Source organism: Mesorhizobium sp. M0663 (assembly GCF_040320585.1).
Classification (GTDB): domain Bacteria; phylum Pseudomonadota; class Alphaproteobacteria; order Rhizobiales; family Rhizobiaceae; genus Mesorhizobium.
Genome location: NZ_JAMYPX010000002.1, coordinates 299214 through 321495, shown reverse-complemented (window position 1 = coordinate 321495; position 22282 = coordinate 299214). Strand labels below are relative to the sequence as shown.

Genomic DNA, 22282 nt, shown 5'->3' with positions numbered 1-22282 from the left:
TCCTCACGGCAGCTGCGCGACGAAGGATGCCGAGTTCGACACCACGCCGAACACGCCGCCCTGCATCTTGATCATCTTGATCGCCGCGAGATGGTTGCCGTAGTCGGTTGCGCCGCAGCAATCCTCCAGCATCACGCATTCGAAGCCGCGATCGTTGGCCTCGCGCATCGTCGTGTGGACGCAGACATCGGTGGTGATGCCGGTCAGCACGATGTTTTCGATGCCGCGCTGGCGCAGGATCAGCTCGAGGTCGGTGGCGCAGAACGAGCCCTTGCCCGGCTTGTCGATGATCGGCTCGCCAGCCGCCGGATAGAGGTCGGGGATGATGTCCCAGCCGGGTTCGCCGCGCACCAGGATGCGCCCGCAAGGCCCGGGGTCGCCGATGCCGGCATTGATGCGGCGCGAGCGCCAGCGCTTGTTGGCCGGCAGGTCGGCGAGATCGGGCCGATGGCCCTCGCGCGTGTGGATGATGGTGTAACCCTTAGCCCGCATGGCTGAGAGCACCGACTTGATCGGCTCGATCGGCGCCCGCACCAGCGAAAGATCGTAGCCCATATGATCGACATAGCCGCCCGGCCCGCAGAAATCGGTCTGCATGTCGATGATGATCAATGACGTATTGTCCGGCCGCAGCTCGCCATTATAGGGCCATGGATAGGGGTCGGCATCGATGTAGCGCTGGGTGATCTCGGCTCTGGCGTTCATCGAAAAAACTCCAGTCATTTGGTGATCGACAACTCGCCCGGCGCGCCGGCAAGCGAGCGGTTCGGCGACGAGGTGGCGATCATGATGATGAGCGTGAGGATGTAAGGTGCGGCGTAGAAGAGATAGTAGCCCTGCGTCACCCCGACCGACTGCAACGCCGGGCCCAGCGCGCCGGCGCCGCCGAACAATAGTGCCGCGGCAAAGCAGCCAAGCGGGTTCCAGCGCGCGAAGATGACCAGCGCCACCGCCATCAGCCCCTGCCCCGACGAGATGCGTTCGGTCCAGCTGCCGGGATAATAGAGCGACAGATAGGCGCCGCCGATGCCGGCGAGCGCACCGCCGACGCCTGTCGCAAGCAGGCGCACGGTGTTGGGATTGAGGCCCATGGCCCGCGCCGCATCGGAGCTGTCGCCGACGACGCGCACGATCAGGCCGGCGCGGGTGTTGCGGAAGGCCCACCACAGGAACAGCGCAAGTGCGGCCCCGATCAGGAACAGCACATTGACGTTGAGCGCCGCCTGCACCTGCGGGATATCCGACCAGCCACCGAAGGCGATGGCCGGCAGGTCTGGTGCCGAGGGCTGGATGAACGGCTTGCCGAAGAAGAAGGCGAGACCGGAGCCGAACAGCATAAGCGCGATGCCGATGGCGATGTCGTTCACCCCGCGGAATTTGCAGATCCAGCCATGGAACAGGCCGAAGCAAAGACCGGCACCTGCGGCAGCCAGCAGACCGAGCCATGGCGAGCCGGTCATCACTGCGACCGCATAGGCGGTCATCGCACCGAAGACCAGCGTGCCTTCGAGGCCAAGATTGATGCGGCCGGAGCGCTCGGTGATGGCTTCGCCGAGCGAGACGAAGATGAAGGGCGTCGAAACGCGGATGGCGCCGCCGAGAATGGCGAGCGGCACGCCCCACAGGCCGATCTCGGTCGCGTCCATCAGGAGCCCCTCTTCCACAGATCGGGATTGAAGACCTTGAAGCGGCCGTAAAAGGTTTCGCTGAACAGGATGACGACGAAGAGCATGCCTTGCAGCACCAGCACGGTCGCGTCGGGCAGGTCCATCCGGCGCTGGATCAGCCCGCCAGAAGCGCCGATACCGCCGAGCAGGAAAGCGACCGGGATGATGGCGAGCGGATTGTGGCGGGCGAGGAAGGCGACGAGGATGCCGGTATAGCCATAGCCGGCGGCGAGCGAGGCGTTGGCGCTGCCTTGAACGGCGCCGACCTCCAGCATGCCGGCCAGCCCGGCGAAGCCGCCGGCGAGCCCGGTGAAGCCGACGATCAGCGGCCCGACGGCAAGCCCTTGCACCTGAGCTGCCCTGACATTGCCGCCGGCGATGCGGGCGGCAAACCCCCAGCGCGTCTTTTCGATCAACAGCCAGGACAAGACGCAGGCGAGAATGCCGACGACCAGGCCCCAGTGCACGTCCATGCCTGGAATGTTGCCGATGTGGTAGGCATCCGCCAGCGGCTCGGTCGAGGGTTTGTTGAGCGAAGCCGGATCGCGCAGAGGCCCTTCGACCAGATGGTTCATCAGCGCGATGGCGATATAGGCCATCAGCAGACTGGAGATGGTTTCGTTGACGGCGCGGTAGTGGCGGAGTGCGCCGACGGCACCGATCCAGATGCCGCCGGCGACCGCGCCCGCCACGCCCATCAGCAGGATGACCAGAAAAGCCGGCGCGCCATTCGCCGCGACGCCGATGGCGGCGGCGGCAACGCCGCCCAGCACGATCGCGCCTTCGCCGCCGATGACGACGAGGCCGAGCCGGGCCGGCAGCGCCACGCAGAGCGCTGCCAGCAAAAGCGGTGCTGCCCGTGACAGCGAGTTCTGGATCGAGAACCACGAGCCGAAGCCGCCGCGCCACATCGTCTCGTAGAGTTGCACCGGCGATTTGCCGACCAGCGCGATGAACACGCTGAACAGCGCCATGCCGACGATCAGTGCCGCGAGCGGTATGACGAAGGCTTCCGCCCGCCGCGCCGCCCATTCGAGCGCCGCCGGATAATTCCTGGCGCCAAACAGCGCCGGTGCGCCCGCAGTGCTGATCGTGTCTGCCATGGCCCCGTCTCCGATCCGGTTCAGGCGGTCGAACCGACGACGCCCTCGACCAGGTAGTCCATGCTTTCGAGTTCGAGCGCGGTCTCGGCGAAGGCCTGGCCTTCGGTCGCGACGACGACGCCCTTGTTGCTCTTCAGCGGACCCTTGATGACGGAAAAGCCGCCTTTCATCATTTCGGCCAGCGTGCCGTCGAACTGCTTGCGGGCGGCATCGCCGACGGCCGGGCCGAGCGGGCTCATCTTGACGAAGCCGTCGGCCAGGCCGCCGCGCGTGAAATTGGGCAGCGGCGTGCCCGCCACCAGATCGTCGACGAACATCTTGTAGACCTTGGCCCAGTTCCATTCCGCGCCGGTCAGGTATTTTTCCGGCGCCAGCGGGCTCTGGTTGGCATGATAGCCGCAGACGAAGGCGCCACGCCCGGCCGCCGTCTCGACCACCACCTTGGGGCTATCGACATGGCAGGTGATGACGTCGGCACCCTGGTCGACCAGCGCATTGGTGGCCTCGGCCTCCTTGACCGCTAGCGACCACTCGCCGGTGAAGATCACCTGGCAGGTGATGGTCGGGTCGACCGAGCGCGCGCCGAGCAGGAAGGAATTGATGTTGAGCAACACCTGCGGGATCGGCTTTGCCGCGACGAAGCCGAGCTTCTTGGTTTTGCTGGTGTGACCGGCGACGACGCCGTTCAGATACTGGCCCATGCCGATATAGCCGAAATAGGAACCGGCATTCATCGGATGCTTGTCCTTGTTCCACATGCCACCGCAATGGCGGAACTGCACGTCGGGGAATTTCGCGCACATGGCGAGCATGTGCGGATCGAAATAGCCGAACGAGGTCGGGAAGATCAGCGACGCACCGTCGAGATTGATCATCGATTCCATCGTCTTCTGCACGTCGACCGTCTCCGGCACGTTCTCCTCCTCGACGACGGAAATTCCTTCGATCCCCTTCAGCGTGGCGGCGCCTTCGGCATGCGCCTGGTTGTAGCCGTAATCGTCCTTTGGCCCGACATAGATGAAGCCGACAGTGGCCGTCGCGGCGAAGGCCCTGCTGATCGGAAACGATGCGGACGCAAGGCCGAGCGCCGCTCCGGCGGCGGAGGTCTTGAGCAGGTCGCGGCGGCTAAGCATGAATCTCTCGGACATTTGAATGCTCCCTCTATGGGGCCTTTGGGGCCGGTTAACACCTCAATGAGAGAAGTGTATGCAATCAGCGTGCCATTTTTAGAAATTGAATTTATTCAGCAATATCAATGAATGTGCCGATGTGGCCTGCACAAAGCCGGAGCAATTGCATACACTTTTTGCCTCCAAAATCGCCAATTTGACATGAAGGCTAAAACGTAGGCATACAGAGATGCGGAGGAATCGAAGCCGGTGAGTGGCTTACGGCTGCGCGAAAAGACTGGACGGAGGAGACGTGTCGGGAAAGCGCAATTTGATCAGGTCGGGCACGACCGTCGATCAGATGGTGAGGGCGATCAGCGACCGGATCGTCACCGGTTTCCTGCGCCCGGGCGAAAAGCTCGACGAAGCCTCGCTCGCCGCCCGCTTCGACATCTCACGCACGCCGATCAGGGAAGCGCTCAGCCGGCTCAGCGCCATGGGGCTGGTCGAAAGGCGGCCGAACCGCGGCGCCACCGTCGCCGTGGTGACGCAGGAGCACCTCGCCTCGATGTTCGAAAGCATGGCCGAGCTTGAAGCGATCTGCGCGCGGTTCTCGGCCGAGCGCATGACCGCTGGCGAGCGCCGCACGCTGGAGGCCGAGCACCAGGCCTCGGCGCGCTTCGTGCAGCTCGGTGCCGAAGAAGAGTATGAGCTTTTCAACACCGAATTCCACACCCGGCTCTATCGCGGCGCCCACAGCAAGCACATTTATGAACTGACCGTCATGACCCGCGGCCGCCTGGCGCCGTTCCGGCGCGCGCAATTCATGCTGCCCGGGCGGCTGGCCCAGTCCTGGCAAGAACATGACGCCATCGTCACCGCAATCATGCGCGGCGACAGTGCGGCGGCCGGAACAGCCGCCAAGGATCATGTCTCGATCGTCAGCGAGGCGAGCGCCGTCTTTGCGATCGGCGATCGCCCCAAAGGCAGGACCGAGCCGTTCCCGACATCGGCTTCCTAGAGCATTTTGCAGCCAAGTGAATCACTTGGCGTCGCAGAAATGCGGCTAAACAAACAGATAGAGCGGGATGGGCGTTGAACGCATCCCGCTCTAGCCCTCAATCGACCAGCATGGCGATCACGGCAGCGCAGTCGCCGGCCTTGACCAGCCCCGGAAAATGCCGCGCCGCCAACAGACCGGACATTTTGGCCCGGATCTCCTGCGGAGCGCCGCCGGTGCGGCCTATGGAATGGATACGTGCCAGCACCTGGTTCTCTGCCACCGGCTCGCCGAGATCGATCATCGTTTCGACCATCCCGTCGTCCTCGGCGAACGAGAAGCAATCGCCGGACGGCATGTCGAGCCAGCGGGTTGGCTGCATCTCGACTGCGCCGGCGACGATGCCGGCATGGCGCAGCACATTGAGCACGCCGCGACGTGCGATCCGCACCGTTTCGGCGCGCGAAGTCCCGCCGCCGCCAAGCTCTGTGGTGATGAACAGCTTGCCCATCTCTTCGGCGGCAGTGTCGAACATGCCGACCGCGTCGATCTCCAGCATTTTCATCGACCATGGTGCGGAGAAGGCTTCAACCGCAGCGAAACCCTTCGCTTCCAGCACCTTGTCGGGCCGGATGTGGGCGGCGCAGAACGGCACGAAGTCGAGCGTCTTGCCGCCGGAGTGGAAGTCGAGCGCGATGTCTGTACGGGGCAGAAGCTCGCGCTGGAAATAATCGGCGATCTTCTCGGTCACCGTGCCGTCGGGCCGGCCGGGAAAGCTGCGGTTGAGATTGCCCTTGTCGATCGGCGAGGTGCGCGTGCCGGCGCGGAACGCCGGATAGTTCATCGCCGGCACGATGATGATCGTGCCGCTGACTTGCTTCGGATCGAGCGTACGGGCGAGATCGAAGAGCGCCAGCGGCCCCTCATACTCGTCGCCATGATTGCCGCCGGTGAGCAACGCGCTCGGCCCCTTGCCGTTGCGGATGACGCAGATCGGGATCATCACCGATCCCCAGGCGGAATCATCGCGGCTGTAAGGCAGGCGCAGGAAACCGTGCTGCACGCCGTCGCGCTCGAAATCGACGGTCGGCGTGATCGGTGACGGACGAAGGCTGGACATCGGGCTCAATTCTTCACCACCAGTTTGCGCGGCACATTCGCCAGGCACTCGACGCCCGTCTCGGTGATCAAGATGGATTCGGTGATTTCAAGCCCCATCGTCTCAAGCCACAAGCCGGTCATGAAATGGAAGGTCATACCGGGCTTCAACTCGGTGCGGTCGCCTGGACGCAGGCTCATCGTGCGCTCGCCCCAGTCAGGCGGATAGGAAAGCCCGATCGGGTACCCGGTGCGATTGTCCTTGACGATGCCGTACCGCTTCAGCACCGCGAAGAAGGCGTTGGCGATGTCCTCGCATGTGTTGCCGGGCTTGGCGGCGGCAAGTCCCGCCTCCATGCCTTCCAGCGTCGCCTTTTCGGCATCGAGGAATTCCTGCGTCGGTTTGCCAAGGAACACAGTCCGCGATAGCGGGCAGTGATAGCGGTTGTAGCAGCCGGCGATCTCGAAGAAGGTGCCCTCGCCCGATTTCATCGGCCGGTCGTCCCAGGTCAGATGCGGCGCCGATGCGTCGGCGCCCGACGGCAGCAGCGGCACGATCGCCGGATAGTCGCCGCCGATACCGTCAACGCCGCGCGTGCCGGCATCGTAGATCTCGGCGACCAGGTCGCATTTGCGCATGCCAACCTCGATCTTGTCGACGATACGCTGGTGCATGGCCTCCACGATCCGCGCGGCTTTGCGCATATAGTCGATTTCGGTCGGGCTCTTCACCGCGCGCTGCCAGTTGACCAATGCCGTGGCATCGACGAAGCGGGCATTGGGTAGATGCTTCTGCAGCGATGCGAAGGCAGCGGCCGAGAACCAGTAATTGTCCATCTCGACGCCGATGCTGAGCTTCCCCCAGCCGCGATCGGAGAGCACGCTGGACAGAAAATCCATCGGATGGCGCTCGGTCGACTGCACATAATGGTCGGCATAGCCGACGATGTTGTCGTGCGCGAGATAGGCGGTGCGCTTGGCGCCGTTGGCGTCCTGGCCGCGCCCGTACCACACCGGCTCGCCCGACGGCGGCACGATGACAGCCTGATGCACATAGAACGACCAGCCGTCATAGCCGGTCAGCCAGGCCATGTTGGACGGATCGCTGACGATCAATAGATCAACGCCCTTGGCCGCCATGGCCTTCCGCGTCTTGGCGAGGCGCTCCGCATATTCGCCGCGCGAGAATTTCAAATTGGGCTGCATTGTTCTTGGTCCTCGTTTGTTGGGCCTTGCGGCCGGTATCAGCTTTCGAAAATCGTACCGGTCTTGGCTGCACGCGCGCGGTCGCGGGCGAGCGTGGCGATTGCCGTGTCCTGCACGCCGGTGCCGGTCAGGTCGGCGATTGTGATGTCGCTGTCCGAACGCCGGCCATGCCTTTCGCCGGCGATGATGTGGCCAAGCTCGGTGATCTCGGCATCGGCCGCCATCACGCCCGCCGCGATAGCATGGTGCAGTTCGCCCAGCCGGCGCGTCTGTTTGGCGCTATCGGCGACGTAGAGATCTGCCATGCGCAGGATCGCCGGCGCGATCTCGTTCTTGTGCTCGGCATCCGAGCCCATGGCAGTGATATGCTGGCCGGCGGAGACGAAGCCGGCCTTGATCAGCGGCTCGGTCGACGGCGTCGTGGTGACGATGATGTCGGCATCGGCCGCAGCCTTTGCCGCGTCGGGCTCGGCGTGAACGGCGATGCCCAGTCTTTCGGACAATGCGTCGGCCGCGGCCTCGGCCTTGGCGGCATCCCTTGCCCAGATGCGAGCCTCGGTGATCGGCCGCACCAGCATCAGCGCTTCGAGCTGCAGTCCGGCCTGAACACCGGCGCCGAAGATCGCGGCAACGGAGGAACCCGGCCGCGACAGATGCTTGGCGGCAACCGCGCCGGCCGCCGCCGTGCGGATGTCGGTGAGATAGCCATTGTCGAGCAGCAGCGCCTCGACCAATCCGGTTTTCGCCGACAGCAGCACCATCATGCCGTTGACGCTGGGCAGGCCGAGCTTGGGATTGTCGAAAAAGCCGGGGCTGATCTTGATCGCAAAACCGTCGATACCCGGTACATAGGCGGTCTTGACGTCGACCTCGCCGCGATGCTCTGGAATGTCCAGCCGCAGGATCGGCGGCATCGCCACCGGCAAGGTGGCGAGCGCCCGGAACGCGTTCTCGACGCAGGCCATGGCATCAAGATCGAGCTTCACGATCTTGCGCAATTCAGCTTCGGTGAGGATCGTCATCCGGCTCATGCTGCGCTCTCCGCAATTGCTTCGCCGCAGATGATCTTGCGGTGCAGTGTCATATCGATGTTGCGGCCGGACAGCACGAGCACCGTCGGGCCGCTCGCCCTGACCTTGCCGGCAAGCACGGCCGCGATGCCGACCGCGCCGGCGCCTTCGACGATCTCGCGCTCCTGTTCATAGGCATGGCGGATGCCGGTGGCGATCTCGTCCTCGCTGAGCAGGATCACATCGTCGAGCAGGTCGCGGCACATGGAAAAGGTCAGCCGGTTGTCGAGGCCTATGCCGCCGCCGAGGGAATCGGCCAGCGTCGGCAGTTCCTCGACCAAAACCGGATGTCCGGCGTCGAGGCTCGCCTTCATCGCCGCACCGCGCGCCATTGAAATGCCCATCACCTTCGTCGCCGGGCTGACGCCCTTCACGGCAGCGGCGACGCCAGCCGCCAGCCCACCGCCGGAAAGCGGCACCAGCACCAAGGCGGCGTCCGGAACCTGTTCGATGATCTCCAGCCCGAGCGTGCCTTGCCCGGCGACAATGGCAGGATGGTCGAAGGGCGGCAGCATGATCAGCCCCTCTTCCGCGACCAGCCGTTCGACCTCCCGCTGCGCATCGTCCTGGCTGTTGCCGACGATGCGGATCTCGGCGCCGAGCCGACGGATCTCGTCCAGCTTGTTCTGCGGCACCAGCCGCGACATGCAGATCGTCGCGTGGATGCCTTGCAGTCGAGCAGCATAGGCAAGCGCCCGGCCGTGGTTGCCAGTCGAGGCAGCGACGACGCCACGCGCCCTCTCCTCGTCTGTCAGCGAAGCGATAGCGTTCGAGGCACCGCGCAGCTTGAAGGCGCCGGTGGTCTGCCGATGTTCGAGCTTGAGATAAACAGGAGCGTCCAAGTGCTGGGAAAGACTCCGGGAAGGAACGGTCGGCGTACGCTCGATCTTGCCTGCGATGCGCTCGCGCGCGGCGCGGATATCGGAGAGGCTTATCCTGGACGTGGTCATGGCTCTGCAATCAGTTCAACGGCAGCGTCATCAGACGGCCGAATTCAGGACGCGGCTCGTCGTCGCCGCAAAGGCGCAGGCAATTCCAGGCCGTCGCCTGGTTGCTGGTGACGACGGCGCGGCCGATGGCCTCTTCCATGCCGACCACTGCCAGCGCCGACCGCAGCGCCGTGCAGGACACGAACAGCGCGTCGGCTTGCATATCGGTCGCTTCGCGGGCCAGATCGACCAAGGATTTCGGCGCAATCCGTGCCATCTCGCGGTCGTCCTCGAAGCCGAGGCAAGTGAAGCCGGCGATCTCGAATCCATGTTCGATGAAATAGGCCGCCATCGGCCGGCTGGTCTCGACCGTATAGGGAGTGAGAATGCTGATCGTCCTGGCGCCCAGCGCCTTGAGGCCGCGCACCCCGGCCATCGGCGGCGTGACCACCGGCACGCCGGGCTTGGCGGCCTGCACCGCCGCCTCGATTTCGGCATCGCCGATCACGACGGAAGCCGAGGTGCAGGAATAGCAGATCGCATCGAGCGGCTCGTCGGGCAGGATCAGGGCCGCGGCCGCCGTCAGTGACGGCTGCATCTTGCGCAAATTGTCCGGCGTCGTCGGGTTGGCGTAGGGGATGCGCGCGACATAGACGCCGATGCGGTCGCTTGCCACCATGCGGTGAAAATCCGGTTCGCTCGTATGGTCGGTGGCAAGGATGATCAGGCCGACCCGCTTTTCCAGCGGACGCGCATCGAGCGGCGGCCGGGCCGAGTGCAGGCGGATATCGGGTGCAGCGCTCATCGTTCGATCCGCCCATAACGGTGTTCCAGCCAGCGCAGCAGCACCACCGAGAACAGGCTGATGGCGAGGAAGAAGGCGCCGACCAAGGTGATCGGTTCGATATACCGATAATAGGTATTGGCGACGCTCTTGGCCTGGTTCATCAGTTCCAGCACGGTGATCGCCGATAGCAGCGGCGTCTCTTTGAACATGGCGATGAAATAATTGGCAAGCGCCGGGATCATCGGCGGGATCGCCTGCGGAATGATGATGTGCGTCCAGGTCTGGGTGGCGTTTAGATTGCAGGCCTTGGCCGCTTCCCACTGGCCGCGGGGCACATTGTCTATGCCGGCGCGGTAGACCTCGGCCGTGTAAGTTCCGTAATGCAGCCCGAGACCGATGACGCCCGCCACCAGCGGCGGCAACAGGATGCCGAAATCCGGCAGCACGTAGAAGATGAAATAGAGCTGCACCAACAGCGGCGTGCCACGGATGAACTCGGCAAGGAAACCGACGGTGCGCGACAGAGCCCTGTTCGGCGACCGGCGCGCCAACGCGATGCCCAGTCCAATGATGGCCGCCAGTACCGAGCCGAGCAGCGTCGCCAGGATGGTGATCTTCACCCCCTCGATCAGCGTCGGCAGGATCTGCCGAACAAAATCCCAATCCCATTCCATTATCAGGCCCGATCCATCATACGCGCACCCCGTCGAGGCCACGAGCCATACGGCGTTCCAGCGACCGCACGCCCCATGAGATGAGCAGCGCCAGGACGAAATAGATGACGAGGATGGTGCTGAACGGCACCAGAGTATTGCCGGTCTGCGAGCGCACCACCTGCGCCTGGAAGGTCAGGTCGGCGAGCGAGATTAGCGAAACGACGGCGGTGGCCTTGAGCAATTCAATGGCGTTGTTGCCGAAGGTTGGCAGCATCACCAGAAGCGCCTGCGGCAGGATGATATGGCGCATGGCTTGCCAGCGGCCGAGATTGAGGGCGGTGCAGGCCTCATATTGTTCGCGGCCGATAGACTTGATGGCGCCACGCACCACTTCCGCCGCATAGGCGCCGACATTGAGGCCCAGCGCCAGCACCCCGGCCTGCAGCGGCGTCAACGAAATGCCGGCAAAAGGCAGCACGAAATAAGCCCAGAACAGCTGCACGAAAATCGAGGTGCCGCGGAAGAACTCGATATAGGCGGTGGCCAGCGCGCGTAGCACGAAAAACCGCGACAGCCGCCCCAGCCCGGCAAGAAAGGCCATGACCAAGGCCAGCACCGACCCCATCAGCGTCAGCTCGATGGTGACAAGCGCTCCTTGCAATATCAGGCCGAAATAGCCGGACCATTGGGTCATTGGGGCTAAGCGTTTCCTCGCTTGGTGATCATTGCAGAACGCCGGCGCCGCCCCTCATCCGCCTGCCGGCACCTTCTCCCCGTTATAGGGACGGGGAGAAGGGTGAAGCTCCAGCGTTGACGCCCCCCTCTCCCCGTTTTTGACGGGGAGAGGCTAGGGTGAGCGGCACTTTTTACTTCGCCGAGCAGAGCTTGTCGCGGCTCGTCGACATTGCCGCCGCCGCCGAGAAGCCGTAAGGCTCGATGATCTTGGCGAACTCGCCGGACTTCTTCAGTTTCGCCAGCTCGACATCATAGGCGTCGCGCAGCGCTTCGTCGCCCTTCTTGAAGGCCGCGCCGTCGCAATAGACCGGCGCACCGACCACCGGCGCGATGACTTCGAGGTTCGGATCATTGGCTTTCTTGACCAGGTCGTTGATCGACAGCACGGGCAGCGAATAAGCATCGATGCGGCCGTCCTGCAGCATCTTCAGGCCGCTCTGGCCGTCCGGCACGACGATGACGCGCTCGCGCGGCACACCTGCGGTGAGCGCCAGCTTCTCTTCAGTGCCGCCACCCGGCGCGCCGATCGTGGCGCTCGCGTCCTTCGCGACGTCCTCGTAGCTCTTGAAACCCTTCGGGTTGCCCTTCTTCACCAGCATCGCCTCGGCGTCGCACAGCACCGGTTCCGAATAGGCGACCGCAGCACAACGTTCCGGCTTCATGAACAGGCCGGCAGTGACGACGTCGAAACGGCCGGCCTGCAGGCCGGGAATCATGGCGCCATATTCCGAGATCGAGGCGACGATATCGTTGACGCCAAGGCGCTTGAAGATTTCACGGGCAACGTCAGGCGCCGCACCCGAAACCTTGCCGTCGGCAGCGACCGCCGTATAGGGCGGCTCGTTGGCGATGGCGACGCGGGCAAAGCCTTGCGCCTTGAGCTCTTCGAGCTTGCTGTCGTCGGCCGAGCCGGCCGTCGAGGCGGCCAGCACCGCCGTCAGCGCAATACCGGCGACGCCGGCCAAAATGGCAAATTTCTTCATTGTTCCCAACTCCTTGTTTGTCTGTCTTCTTGGCTTGCTTGAGGCGTCGCCGCCTCGCATGGCAGTCAGACCCGATGTCCGGCCGCAATGATCTTCTTCAGGAAACCTTGCGTACGCTCCTGTTTGGGATGGCGGAAAATCTCGTCGGGCTTGCCCTCCTCGACTATTCTGCCGCGATCGAAGAACAGCACCCGGTCGGCGAAGTCATGGGCGAAACCCATCTCGTGGGTGACCAGCAGCATGGTCATGTCGGTCTCGGCGGCGAGCTTGCGCATGACGTTGAGCACCTCGTCGACGAGCTCAGGGTCGAGCGCCGAGGTGACCTCGTCGAACAGCATGATTTTCGGCGACAGCGCCAGCGCCCGCGCAATCGCGACGCGCTGCTTCTGGCCGCCTGAAAGCTGCGCCGGCATCGCTTTGGCCTTGTCGACCATGCCGACCATGTCGAGCAGTTCCATCGCCCGCTTTTCGGCGGCGGCCCGCGGCACGCCTTTGGTCAGCATCGGTGCCAGCGTCACATTGTCGATGACGCATTTGTGCGGAAACAGATTGAACAGTTGGAAGACCATGCCGATCTTCTGGCGCATTTTTGCCAAATGCCGTTCATCGGCCGTCAGCAGCCGGCCGTTACGCTCCATGTGGTACAACTGTTCGCCGTCGACTTGGATGTGGCCGCTGTCGATACGCTCTAGCGTCATCAGGATGCGCAGGATCGTCGTCTTGCCCGAACCCGATGGACCGATCAGTGCCAGCTTCTCGCCGGGCATGACTTGCATCGAGAGGCCGTCCAGCACCTTGAAGGTGCCGAAGCTTTTTGAAATGCCGTCGATCTTGATGATGGGAGCCGACAATGAATTTCCCGTGCTGGAGAAGCTTGCCTTTAACGATGCGGATCGCGGCAAATCATGTCAATCAAGAAAATAATATCATGACAATATTTCGGATTCCGCACAATTTCGCGCCATTCGCCGTCTAGATCGCAAGCAGGAGATGCTCGGGATCGCCGAGCAGAAGCTTGGTGACAACGCCGAGACCGGCACGCAGTTCCCCCTCCGTGGTCGAGCCCAGCGAAATCCGTACGGCTGGATGCCAAGGCATCTGCGAAATGCGAAACGACGTGCCGGGCGCGATCGCCACGCCCTGCAGGCGGGCCTGGGAAACAAAGCTTTCCTCACCGCGGTCATCGGGCAGTTGCAGCCAGACATGCAGCCCGTCGCGATGAGCCCGATAGTCCACTCCGGCAAGCACCTCGGCGGCTATGTCCAGACGCCGCCGCAAAGCCAGGCGCTGCCATCGCACGAGTTCCATCGCGGTGCCGTCGGTCACCCATTTGGTGGCGATCTCGGCCACCAACGGCGTCGCCATCCAGTTCGAGACGAGATGGCGATTGGCGACCGCGGCGACATAACGATCGGGCGCCGCGAGATAGCCGATGCGCAGGCCCGGCACCACGATCTTGGTGAAGGAGGTGACGTAGAGCGTGCGCTCGGGGGCAAACGCCGCGACGGGCGGCGGCCGGTCCTCGACCAGCGGGCCGAGCACGTCGTTCTCGATGATGGCGATGTCGTGCCTGCGCGCCACCGTCGCGATCTGCTCGCGCCGGGCGGCATCCATTAGCGTTGCCGTCGGGTTAATCACCGAGGGCTGCACGAACACGGCGCGGATGTCGGACAGCCGGCAGGCCTCGTCGAGCGCTTCCGGGATCAGCCCATTGTCGTCGATGGGCAGACCCTCGAGATTGAAGCCGAGATAGCGCGCCAGCGGGATCAGCGTGTGATGGCCGATCGCCTCGGTGGCGACGGTCGAACCGGGCGGCGCCACGCTCATCAGCGCTACCGTCATACCGGCGGTGGCGCCGTTGGTCAGGCTGATGTTCTGCGGCGACGCGTCGAGGCCGCAGAGGCGTAGCCACTCGACACCTACCGCGCGGTGGCGCGGGAACACCATGTTCGGCCTGAACGACAGCGCCGAGCTCGACGGCAGGTTTTCGGCGAGCCAGCCCAGCGCCTGCCTCAGCCGCTCCAGATGCATCGGTTCGCAGACCGGCTTCAGGATGGAGAGATCGATGACCTCGCCCAGCCGCTCCGGCAGATAGGGCGGCTCCGGCTCGCGGCGCTGCGTCTGCACAAAGCTGCCGCGGCCGACCTCGCCGGACACCAGCCCGCGGCGGATCAGCTCCTCATAGGCGCGGCTGACCGTCTGCACGGAAAGTTGCAGATCATCGGCCAGTTGCCGGTGCGTCGGCAAGCGCGCGCCATTGGCCAGACGCCCGTCATGGATGGCCCGCGCGAACTGGTCGGCGAGCGATTGATACGCCGGCCGCCGGATAAGAGCGGGATCTGGTCGCCAAAATGTCATGACTTATTAGAGATCGAAATCAGTGCAATTGACAATCGAAATAATGCGCCGTCATGGTGTCGGGCACTGGAAGTGGGCGATCATGGCTGCAGCGAAACTCGATCCGATCGATCTCAAAATCCTCGACGCCATCCAGCGCGACGGGCGCATCACCAAGCTGGCGCTGGCCGAGAAAGTCGGCCTGTCGCCGACGCCGTGCTGGATGCGGCTGCGCAAGCTGGAAAAGGCCGGCATCGTCTCGGGCTACCATGCCAGGATCGCCATGCGCGCCATCGCGCCGGTCGCCACCGTGCTGATGGAGGTGACGCTTGCCAACCACCGCCAGGCCGATTTCGACCGTTTCGAGCGTGTCATCCGCAACATTCCCGAGATCATCGCCTGCTGGTCTGTCGGCGGCGGCGTCGATTACCTGCTGAAAGTCATGGCGCGCGACATCGACGCCTATCAGCGGCTGGTCGACAATCTGCTCGAGCGCGAGATCGGCATCGACCGCTATTTCACCTATATCGTCACCAAGACGGTGAAGGAGGAGAGTGTGCTGCCGGTGGCGGACCTGTTGCCGGCATCTTCCTGATACCGGAGAGATCGTCTGGCTGGGCAGGGCAATAGAGACAATCTCTCTACGTGCAGGCACGCAAACAGCCTCTCTGTTTGCGCGGCAGAGATAGTCTTGCGGCATCACCCGAACCGGGAGCCCGATGATGTCCGCACATTTTGCCCGCTCGCACCGCCATGAAGCACTTGATCGCCTCGCCGACCGGCGGCTGCTGCGCGAACTCGCCTATGTCGCTGGCCACTGGACGGCGAGCGAGACCGCGGAGAATTTCGAGGTGACCGATCCGGCCACCGGATCCACCGTCGCTTTCGTTGCCGCGCTCGATGCCCGGCAGACCACATTGGCGATCGATGCGGCATCGCGCGCCTTTCCTGCCTGGCGCGCATTGCTGCCGCAGGAACGGTCGAAAATCTTGCGAAAATGGTTCGATCTGATCGTCGCCGCCAAAAATGACCTGGCCCTTCTGATGACGCTAGAACAAGGCAAGCCGCTGAAGGAATCGCGCGGCGAGATCGACTATGCCGCCTCTTTTGTCGAATGGTATGCTGAGGAGGCCAAACGTCTCAACGCCGAAAGCGTCACCAGCCATCTGCCAAATGCCGAGATGGTGGTGCGACGCGAACCGCTTGGTGTCGTCGGCGTCGTCACGCCGTGGAATTTTCCCGCGGCCATGCTGACCCGCAAGGCGGCGGCCGCCCTCGCCGCCGGCTGCACCATCGTCGCGCATCCTTCCTCGGAAACGCCGCTGTCTGCACTGGCGTTGGCCGAGCTCGGCGAACGCGCCGGCCTGCCGGCTGGCGTGTTCAACGTTCTCACCGGCAAGGCTTCGACCATCGTCGGGCGGATGTGCGAAGATCCGCGCGTCCGCGCCATGAGCTTCACCGGCTCGACCGAGGTCGGCAGGTTGATCGCCGCGCAGAGTGCGCCGACGATGAAGCGTCTTGTGATGGAACTCGGCGGTCATGCGCCGCTGATCGTCTTTGCGGATGCCGATATCGACAAGGCGGTGAGAATAGCCGTCGACGCTAAATTCGCGACCTCCGGCCAGGACTGCCTCGCCGCCAACCGCATCTATGTCCAGCGTCCGATATACGATCGGTTCTGCGCTGCTTTCGCTAAACGCGTCGAGGCATTGCGGGCCGGCAATGGCCTCGCTGACGACACCGAAATCGGACCCTTGATGCACGAACGCGCGGTCAAGAAGGTCGAGGAGCAGGTGGCCGATGCGCTCGCCAAAGGCGCGCGTTGCCTGACCGGCGGCAAGCGCCATCCTGCCGGGCCGCTGTTCTACCAGCCGACCCTGCTCGCCGACGTTGGAGACGACGCTTTGATCATGCGCGAGGAGACCTTCGGTCCGGTTGCGGCCGTGACGCCTTTCGACAGCGAAGACGAAGTCGTCGCCCGCGCCAATGCGACAGAGTACGGCCTGGTCGCCTATGTCGTGACTGAGAATGGCGGTAGGCAATTGCGCATCGGCCGCGCGCTCGACTATGGCATGGTCGCCATCAACCGCGTCAAGATCACCGGCGCGCCGGTCCCGTTCGGCGGCGTCAAGCAGTCCGGCATCGGTCGCGAGGGCTCGCGTCACGGGCTCGAAGCCTTTACCGACTTCAAATATCTCTGCCTCGACGTGGCGTAACGCCCCGTCAGGCTTTTGCTTTCAAGGAGTAAAAAATGCTCGACCAGTCCAACGAACTCGCCGCCTGGGATCGCAATCATTTCTTCCATCCCTCGACCCATATGGGAACGCACGCGCGTGGCGAGAGCCCGACGCGTGTGATCGCCGGCGGCGAAGGCGTCACCATCTGGGACAACAACGGGCGCAAGAGCATCGATGCCTTCGCCGGGCTCTATTGCGTCAATGTCGGCTATGGCCGCCAGAAGATCGCCGACGCCATCGCCGCGCAGGCCAAGAACCTCGCCTATTACCACGCCTATGTCGGCCACGGCACCGAGGCGTCCATCACCCTTTCCAAGATGATCATCGACCGCGCGCCGCAAGGCATGTCGAGGGTCTATTTCGGCCTCTCCGGTTCCGATGCCAACGAAACCAACATCAAGCTGATCTGGTACTACAACAACGTGCTCGGCCGGCCGGAGAAGAAGAAGATCATCTCGCGCTGGCGCGGCTATCACGGCTCCGGCATCATGACCGGATCGCTGACCGGCCTCGACCTGTTCCACAACGCCTTCGACCTGCCCCGCGCGCCGGTCCTGCACACCGAGGCGCCCTACTACTTCCGCCGCGCCGACCGCTCGCTGAGCGAGGAGCAGTTTTCGCAATACTGTGCCGACAAGCTCGAGGAGATGATTCTCGCCGAAGGGCCGGAGACGGTCGCCGCGTTCATTGGCGAGCCGATCCTCGGCACCGGCGGCATCGTGCCGCCACCTGCCCTCTACTGGGGAAAGATCCAGGCGGTGCTGAAGAAATACGATGTGCTGCTGGTCGCCGACGAGGTGGTCACCGGCTTCGGCCGGCTGGGCACAATGTTCGGCTCCGACCATTACGGCATCAAGCCCGACCTGATCACCATCGCCAAGGGCCTGACCTCGGCCTATGCGCCGCTGTCGGGCGTCATAGTCTCAGACAAGGTCTGGCAGGTGCTGGTGCAGGGTTCCGACAAGCTCGGCTCGCTCGGCCATGGCTGGACCTATTCGGCGCATCCGATCTGCGTGGCCGCCGGCGTCGCCAACCTGGAACTGATCGACGAGATGGACCTAGTGCGGAACGCCGGCGAGACCGGTGCCTATTTCCGCGCCGAGCTAACGAAAGCCGTCGGTGGTCACAAAAATGTCGGCGAGGTACGCGGCGACGGCATGCTGGCGGCAATCGAGTTCGTCGCCGACAAGAACGATCGCGTGTTCTTCGACGCCTCGCAAAAAATCGGGCCGCAGGTCGCAACCGCTCTTGCGGCAAGCGGCGTCATCGGCCGGGCCATGCCGCAGGGCGACATTCTCGGTTTCGCGCCGCCGCTCTGCCTGACGCGGGAAGAGGCCGATATCGTCGTGTCGAAGACGGCCGACGCGGTGAAGAGCGTGTTTGCAAACATCTGAAGAGCCGACATGAATGCCATGACCAAAACCCTCCCCGCCACCATGGCCGCCGTGCAGCTGATCGGGCACGGCGGACCGGAAAAGCTCGTCTACCGCACCGACGTGAAAGTGCCCTCGCCCGCCCGGGGCGAGGTGCTGGTCAAGGTCACCGCTTGCGGCATGAACAACACCGACGTCTGGGTGCGCCAGGGCGCCTATGGAACGGAGGAGGATGCCGCCGCTGTGTCGACCTGGCGTCGTCAGGGCAATACGCTGAGCTTCCCGCGCATCCAGGGCACCGACACGGTCGGCAACATCATTGCCGTCGGCGACGGCGTGTCGCCGGCCCGCATCGGCGAGCGGGTGATGGTCGATTTCTCCATCTACAATCGCGACGACGATTCACTCGCCGACATCGACTATATGGGCCATGGCCGTGACGGCGGCTATGCCGAATACCAGGCAGTACCGTCCGAAAACGCCCATGTCGTCGACACCGATCTGAGCGATGTCGAGCTTGCCACTTTCTGCTGCGCCTATCTCACCGGCGAGCAGATGTTGGAACGCGCCGCATTGAAAGCCGGCGAGCGTGTGCTGGTCACCGGCGCCTCGGGCGGCGTCGGCTCGGGCATCGTGCAGCTGGCGCGGGCGCGCGGCGCCATTCCCTATGCGGTTGCCGGCAAGGGCAAGGAACAGGCCGTGCGTGACATCGGCGCCGAGGCGGTGATCACCCGTGGCGTTGCCGATCTGCCGGCCGCCGTCAGCGCGGCGACCGGGGGCCAGCCGATCGACGTGGTGGCCGATCTGGTCGGCGGCGCGATCTTCAACGACCTCCTGCGCATCTTGAGGCCGGAAGGCCGCTATACCACGGCTGGTGCAATTGCCGGCCCGGTCGTGCAGCTGGATCTGCGCACCATGTATCTGAAACAGCTGCAACTGCATGGCTCGAGCCAGGGCACGCGGGCGGATTTCCGCCGCATAGTGCGCTACATCGAGGACAAGAAAATCCGGCCGCTGGTCGGCGGCGTCTACAAGCTGTCCGATTTCCATCGCGCCCAGGCGGATTTCATCGCCAAGGATTTCGTCGGCAAGCTGGTGGTCGTTCCGGATGCGGCCGCAAAAATAGCGCGTCGACCACAAACGCCTATGACAGGCTCGGGCCGTTCGTCGACGCGGAATGAGCAAAACCCATTCTGATTTGGCTGCACGCCGGCAACAAGGATTCCTGACCTCTCCTGCGGCGTTATAAGGTTTTCGCGATTTTCTTATAACCCCCGCTTGCGTCCCTTGAGGTCATGGCGCTATAAGAGAACCGCATTTTTCTTATAACCGGAGCCGCCCGACATGAAGACGGTCGACCTCGTTTACCGCACGATGTATGCGGAACTCGTCCAGCGATCCTTGGACGCAGCCTTCGAAACGGATTTCCCTACGACGGGCAATCTCGTCAAGGTGCCCGTCAAGGGCAAGGTATACTGGTATTTCGAGGAAACGCAGCCGACGAAGACGCGACGATATGTCGGGCCTGACAGCGATCCCGAGATTGCAAAACGCGTTGAATCCTTCCGTCAGATCAAGGACGACCTCCGCGCCCGCAGGAAGCTGGTATCCACGCTCGTGCGCGAGGCAGGGCTGACAGAACCCGAAAGGTTCACCGGGGATGTCGTCGAGGCGCTGGGGAAGGCTGGCATCTTCCGCTTGCGCGGCGTCCTGGTCGGCACAGTCGCCTTTCAGTCCTACGCGGGCTATCTGGGCGTGAAGCTGCCCGGTGCAGCGTTGCAGACGGGCGATGCAGACTTCGCCCTATTCCATTCCGTGTCGGCCGCGGTCGAGGACAGCCTGCCGCCCATCCTCGAAATCTTGAGGGAGATCGACCCAACCTTCAGGGAAATCCCTCACAGATCAGATCCCGGACACGCGACGCAATTCGAGAACGCAGTCCGATACAAGGTCGAGTTCCTTACACCGAACACGGGCAGCGATGACTACGCCGATCATGCAACCTCGATGCCGTCTTTGGGCGGTGCATCCGCGCAGCCTCTTCGGTTTCTCGATTTCCTGATCCACGAACCAATCAGAACTGTGCTGCTGCATCGATCGGGAGTGCCTGTCGTGGTACCGTCGCCCGGACGATATGCGGTTCACAAGCTGATCGTTGCCTCGCGCCGACAGAACAACGCAAACGGCGTAGGCAAGCGGGAAAAGGATGTCCACCAGGTAGCACTTCTGGTCGAGGCACTGGAAGCTACCCGTCGCCAGGACGATCTCGCCATCGCGTTTTCGGAAGCGTGGGACAGGGGGAAACATTGGCGTGAAGCGATACAAAAAGGACTTGGCTTGATTCCCCAGAAACAGCGTGGCGACGTCGAGGCGACGATCGTCAACGCACTTTCAGGAATCGGCGAGGAACTGGAAGGATTCAGCGGCTCATCTGCGAAAACAAAGCACGGAGACTAAACGGCAGCAACGGGTGTGGAGGGTAACCTTATGCCAGCCGTCGCCGAGGCGTTTTTGTTTTCAGGTTTCAAAATCGACTTTGCCTATTCAGCTCTGCGATCGGACCTGCTTGACGGCAGCCTCGAGCGACCGTTCAAACGCGTCGATCACCTGGTCGACCTGCGGCTCGGTGATGATCAGCGGCGGGCAGAAAGCCAGCGCATCGCCCATATTGCGCGAGATGACGCCGTTCTGCTGCATGAAGCCGTTGACGAGCCCGCCCAGTTCACCGGTCTTCCCCCACGGCGTCTTGTTTGCCTTGTCGCCGACCAGCTCGACCGCCGCGACCAGGCCGATGCCGCGCACCTCGCCGACAAGCGGGTGCGAAGCGAGCGTGCGCAGCCGCTTCTGCAAATGCGCGCCGACCGCACGCGCATTGCCGACAAGGTCGCGCTCCTCGATCAGCTTCAGGTTCTCGAGCGCGACCGCTGCCGCAACAGGATGGCCGCCGCCGGTGAAACCGTGGCCGAAGGTGCCGATACGGTTGCTTTCGTCGGCGATCGGCTCGAATACCTTGTCGTTGATCAGCAGGGCTGAGATCGGCAGGTAGGACGAAGAGATCTGTTTCGACAACACCATGATGTCGGGCCTGATGCCGAAGGTCTGCGAGCCGAACATCTCACCTGTTCGGCCAAAGCCGCAGATCACCTCGTCGGCGATGAGCAGGATGTCGTATCTCGACAGCACCGCCTGAATCTTCTCCCAGTAGCCGGCCGGCGGAACGATGACGCCGCCGGCGCCCATGATCGGTTCGCCGAAAAAGGCGGCGATGGTTTCCGGTCCTTCGGCGAGGATCAGCTTTTCCAGCTCGTCGGCAAGCCGGCTCGAAAACAGCTCTTCGCTTTCACCCGGCAGCGCCTCGCGCCAATGGTGCGGCGTCGAGGTGTGCAGCACATTGGCGATCGGCAGATCGAACGAAGTGTGGTTGTTGGGCAGTCCGGTCAGGCTTGCCGAGGCGATGGTGACGCCGTGATAGCCCTTCTTGCGGCTGATGATCTTCTTGCGCGCCGGCTGGCCGAGCGCATTCGACCGGTACCAGATCATCTTCATGGCCGTATCGTTGGCCTCGGAGCCGGAATTGGTGAAATACGCCTTGCTCATCGGCACCGGCGCCATCTGCACCAGTCTCTCGGCGAGATCGATCAGCGGCGAATGCGATTTGGAGCCGAAATCGTGATAGTAAGGCAGCTTCGACATTTGCCGTACTGCCGCATCGACCAGCCGCTTCTCCGAAAAACCGACCGCGACGCTCCAAAGCCCGGCCATCGCCTCGATATAACGGTTGCCGGCGAGGTCCTCGACATAGATGCCGTCGCCCTTCTCGATAATGAGCGGCCCCGATTCCTGATGCTTGCGCGCATTCGTATAGCCATGCATGTGAAAGCTTATGTCGCGGGCTTCGGGAGAATTCGGTCGTGCGTCCATGATGGCTCCTGTGCTGCACGCGGAAACAGTCCTGCCGCCGGTCCGGCTCGGCAGGTCCCCGTGCATTATGC

General features: G+C 63.5%; 21 protein-coding genes. 6 read left to right on the top strand and 15 right to left on the bottom strand.

What is annotated here, in order from left to right; translation table 11 throughout:
• Nucleotides 1-3 precede the first annotated feature (3 nt).
• The 4 genes from biuH to NKI54_RS04690 are packed head-to-tail and all read right to left on the bottom strand — an operon-like array spanning nt 4 to nt 3918.
• Complete coding sequence (biuH, locus tag NKI54_RS04705; RefSeq protein WP_352690777.1) at nt 4-705, bottom strand: biuret amidohydrolase; 702 nt, start codon at nt 703-705, stop codon at nt 4-6.
• 14 nt (nt 706-719) lie between these two features.
• Nucleotides 720-1646, bottom strand: a complete 927-nt coding sequence (locus tag NKI54_RS04700) for an ABC transporter permease (protein ID WP_352569074.1) — start codon at nt 1644-1646, stop codon at nt 720-722.
• Nucleotides 1646-2770 carry an ABC transporter permease gene (locus tag NKI54_RS04695; RefSeq protein ID WP_352690776.1) on the bottom strand — a complete coding sequence of 375 codons (1125 nt, stop codon included), beginning with the start codon at nt 2768-2770 and terminating at the stop codon, nt 1646-1648. Before NKI54_RS04695 ends, NKI54_RS04700 begins: the two co-directional genes overlap by 1 nt.
• A 20-nt stretch (nt 2771-2790) precedes the next feature.
• Entirely contained in the window at nt 2791-3918 is a 1128-nt protein-coding gene (locus tag NKI54_RS04690; protein ID WP_352467659.1) for a BMP family ABC transporter substrate-binding protein, read from the bottom strand.
• 322 nt (nt 3919-4240) lie between these two features.
• On the opposite strand from NKI54_RS04690, the gene NKI54_RS04685 reads away from it, so the two are divergent.
• On the top strand, nt 4241-4900 hold the full coding sequence (locus NKI54_RS04685) for a GntR family transcriptional regulator (protein WP_352636088.1): 660 nt from the start codon (nt 4241-4243) through the stop codon (nt 4898-4900).
• Nucleotides 4901-4997: 97 nt separating this feature from the next.
• Here the strand turns inward: NKI54_RS04685 and doeB are convergent, their stop codons facing one another.
• The 10 genes from doeB to ehuR form a co-directional block, all read right to left on the bottom strand.
• The gene (gene doeB / locus NKI54_RS04680; RefSeq protein ID WP_352635951.1) at nt 4998-5999 is read right to left on the bottom strand and encodes a N(2)-acetyl-L-2,4-diaminobutanoate deacetylase DoeB; all 1002 of its coding nucleotides are present in this window, start codon (nt 5997-5999) and stop codon (nt 4998-5000) included.
• Between the two features lie 5 nt (nt 6000-6004).
• Nucleotides 6005-7183, bottom strand: a complete 1179-nt coding sequence (gene doeA, locus NKI54_RS04675) for an ectoine hydrolase DoeA (protein ID WP_352635949.1) — start codon at nt 7181-7183, stop codon at nt 6005-6007.
• A 38-nt stretch (nt 7184-7221) separates the two neighbouring features.
• A complete protein-coding gene (locus tag NKI54_RS04670) occupies nt 7222-8214 on the bottom strand; it encodes a cyclodeaminase (protein ID WP_352635947.1) in 993 nt (330 codons plus the stop codon).
• Nucleotides 8211-9203 carry a hydroxyectoine utilization dehydratase EutB gene (gene eutB, locus NKI54_RS04665; RefSeq protein WP_352635945.1) on the bottom strand — a complete coding sequence of 331 codons (993 nt, stop codon included), beginning with the start codon at nt 9201-9203 and terminating at the stop codon, nt 8211-8213. The genes NKI54_RS04670 and eutB overlap by 4 nt, the downstream gene beginning before the upstream one ends.
• Nucleotides 9204-9213: 10 nt before the next feature.
• The gene (eutA, locus tag NKI54_RS04660) at nt 9214-9987 is read right to left on the bottom strand and encodes an ectoine utilization protein EutA (protein ID WP_352635943.1); all 774 of its coding nucleotides are present in this window, start codon (nt 9985-9987) and stop codon (nt 9214-9216) included.
• On the bottom strand, nt 9984-10643 hold the full coding sequence (gene ehuD / locus NKI54_RS04655; protein WP_352635941.1) for an ectoine/hydroxyectoine ABC transporter permease subunit EhuD: 660 nt from the start codon (nt 10641-10643) through the stop codon (nt 9984-9986). Before ehuD ends, eutA begins: the two co-directional genes overlap by 4 nt.
• Nucleotides 10644-10659: 16 nt before the next feature.
• The gene (gene ehuC, locus NKI54_RS04650; RefSeq protein ID WP_254819481.1) at nt 10660-11319 is read right to left on the bottom strand and encodes an ectoine/hydroxyectoine ABC transporter permease subunit EhuC; all 660 of its coding nucleotides are present in this window, start codon (nt 11317-11319) and stop codon (nt 10660-10662) included.
• 172 nt (nt 11320-11491) lie between these two features.
• Nucleotides 11492-12343, bottom strand: a complete 852-nt coding sequence (gene ehuB, locus NKI54_RS04645) for an ectoine/hydroxyectoine ABC transporter substrate-binding protein EhuB (RefSeq protein ID WP_023677200.1) — start codon at nt 12341-12343, stop codon at nt 11492-11494.
• 65 nt (nt 12344-12408) lie between these two features.
• Nucleotides 12409-13194 (bottom strand): ectoine/hydroxyectoine ABC transporter ATP-binding protein EhuA, encoded by a 786-nt coding sequence (ehuA, locus tag NKI54_RS04640; protein ID WP_023677199.1) that lies wholly within the window; start codon nt 13192-13194, stop codon nt 12409-12411.
• 121 nt (nt 13195-13315) lie between these two features.
• Nucleotides 13316-14701, bottom strand: a complete 1386-nt coding sequence (ehuR, locus tag NKI54_RS04635; RefSeq protein ID WP_352635938.1) for a MocR-like ectoine utilization transcription factor EhuR — start codon at nt 14699-14701, stop codon at nt 13316-13318.
• A gap of 82 nt (nt 14702-14783) precedes the next feature.
• Here ehuR and NKI54_RS04630 point away from each other — a divergent pair, with 82 nt between their 5' ends.
• The 5 genes from NKI54_RS04630 (at nt 14784) to NKI54_RS04610 (ending at nt 20747) form a co-directional block, all read left to right on the top strand.
• Entirely contained in the window at nt 14784-15275 is a 492-nt protein-coding gene (locus tag NKI54_RS04630) for an Lrp/AsnC family transcriptional regulator (RefSeq protein ID WP_352635936.1), read from the top strand.
• A gap of 127 nt (nt 15276-15402) precedes the next feature.
• Nucleotides 15403-16896, top strand: coding sequence for an NAD-dependent succinate-semialdehyde dehydrogenase (locus tag NKI54_RS04625; RefSeq protein WP_352635934.1), 1494 nt, complete (start codon nt 15403-15405; stop codon nt 16894-16896).
• 35 nt (nt 16897-16931) lie between these two features.
• The gene (locus NKI54_RS04620; RefSeq protein WP_352635932.1) at nt 16932-18311 is read left to right on the top strand and encodes an aspartate aminotransferase family protein; all 1380 of its coding nucleotides are present in this window, start codon (nt 16932-16934) and stop codon (nt 18309-18311) included.
• Nucleotides 18312-18320: 9 nt separating this feature from the next.
• Nucleotides 18321-19487, top strand: a complete 1167-nt coding sequence (locus NKI54_RS04615) for an alcohol dehydrogenase family protein (RefSeq protein ID WP_352635930.1) — start codon at nt 18321-18323, stop codon at nt 19485-19487.
• A gap of 147 nt (nt 19488-19634) precedes the next feature.
• The gene (locus tag NKI54_RS04610; protein WP_352635928.1) at nt 19635-20747 is read left to right on the top strand and encodes a nucleotidyltransferase family protein; all 1113 of its coding nucleotides are present in this window, start codon (nt 19635-19637) and stop codon (nt 20745-20747) included.
• Between the two features lie 87 nt (nt 20748-20834).
• On the opposite strand, the gene NKI54_RS04605 is transcribed toward NKI54_RS04610, so the two are convergent.
• Nucleotides 20835-22211 (bottom strand): aspartate aminotransferase family protein, encoded by a 1377-nt coding sequence (locus NKI54_RS04605; protein ID WP_352635926.1) that lies wholly within the window; start codon nt 22209-22211, stop codon nt 20835-20837.
• Nucleotides 22212-22282 lie beyond the last annotated feature (71 nt).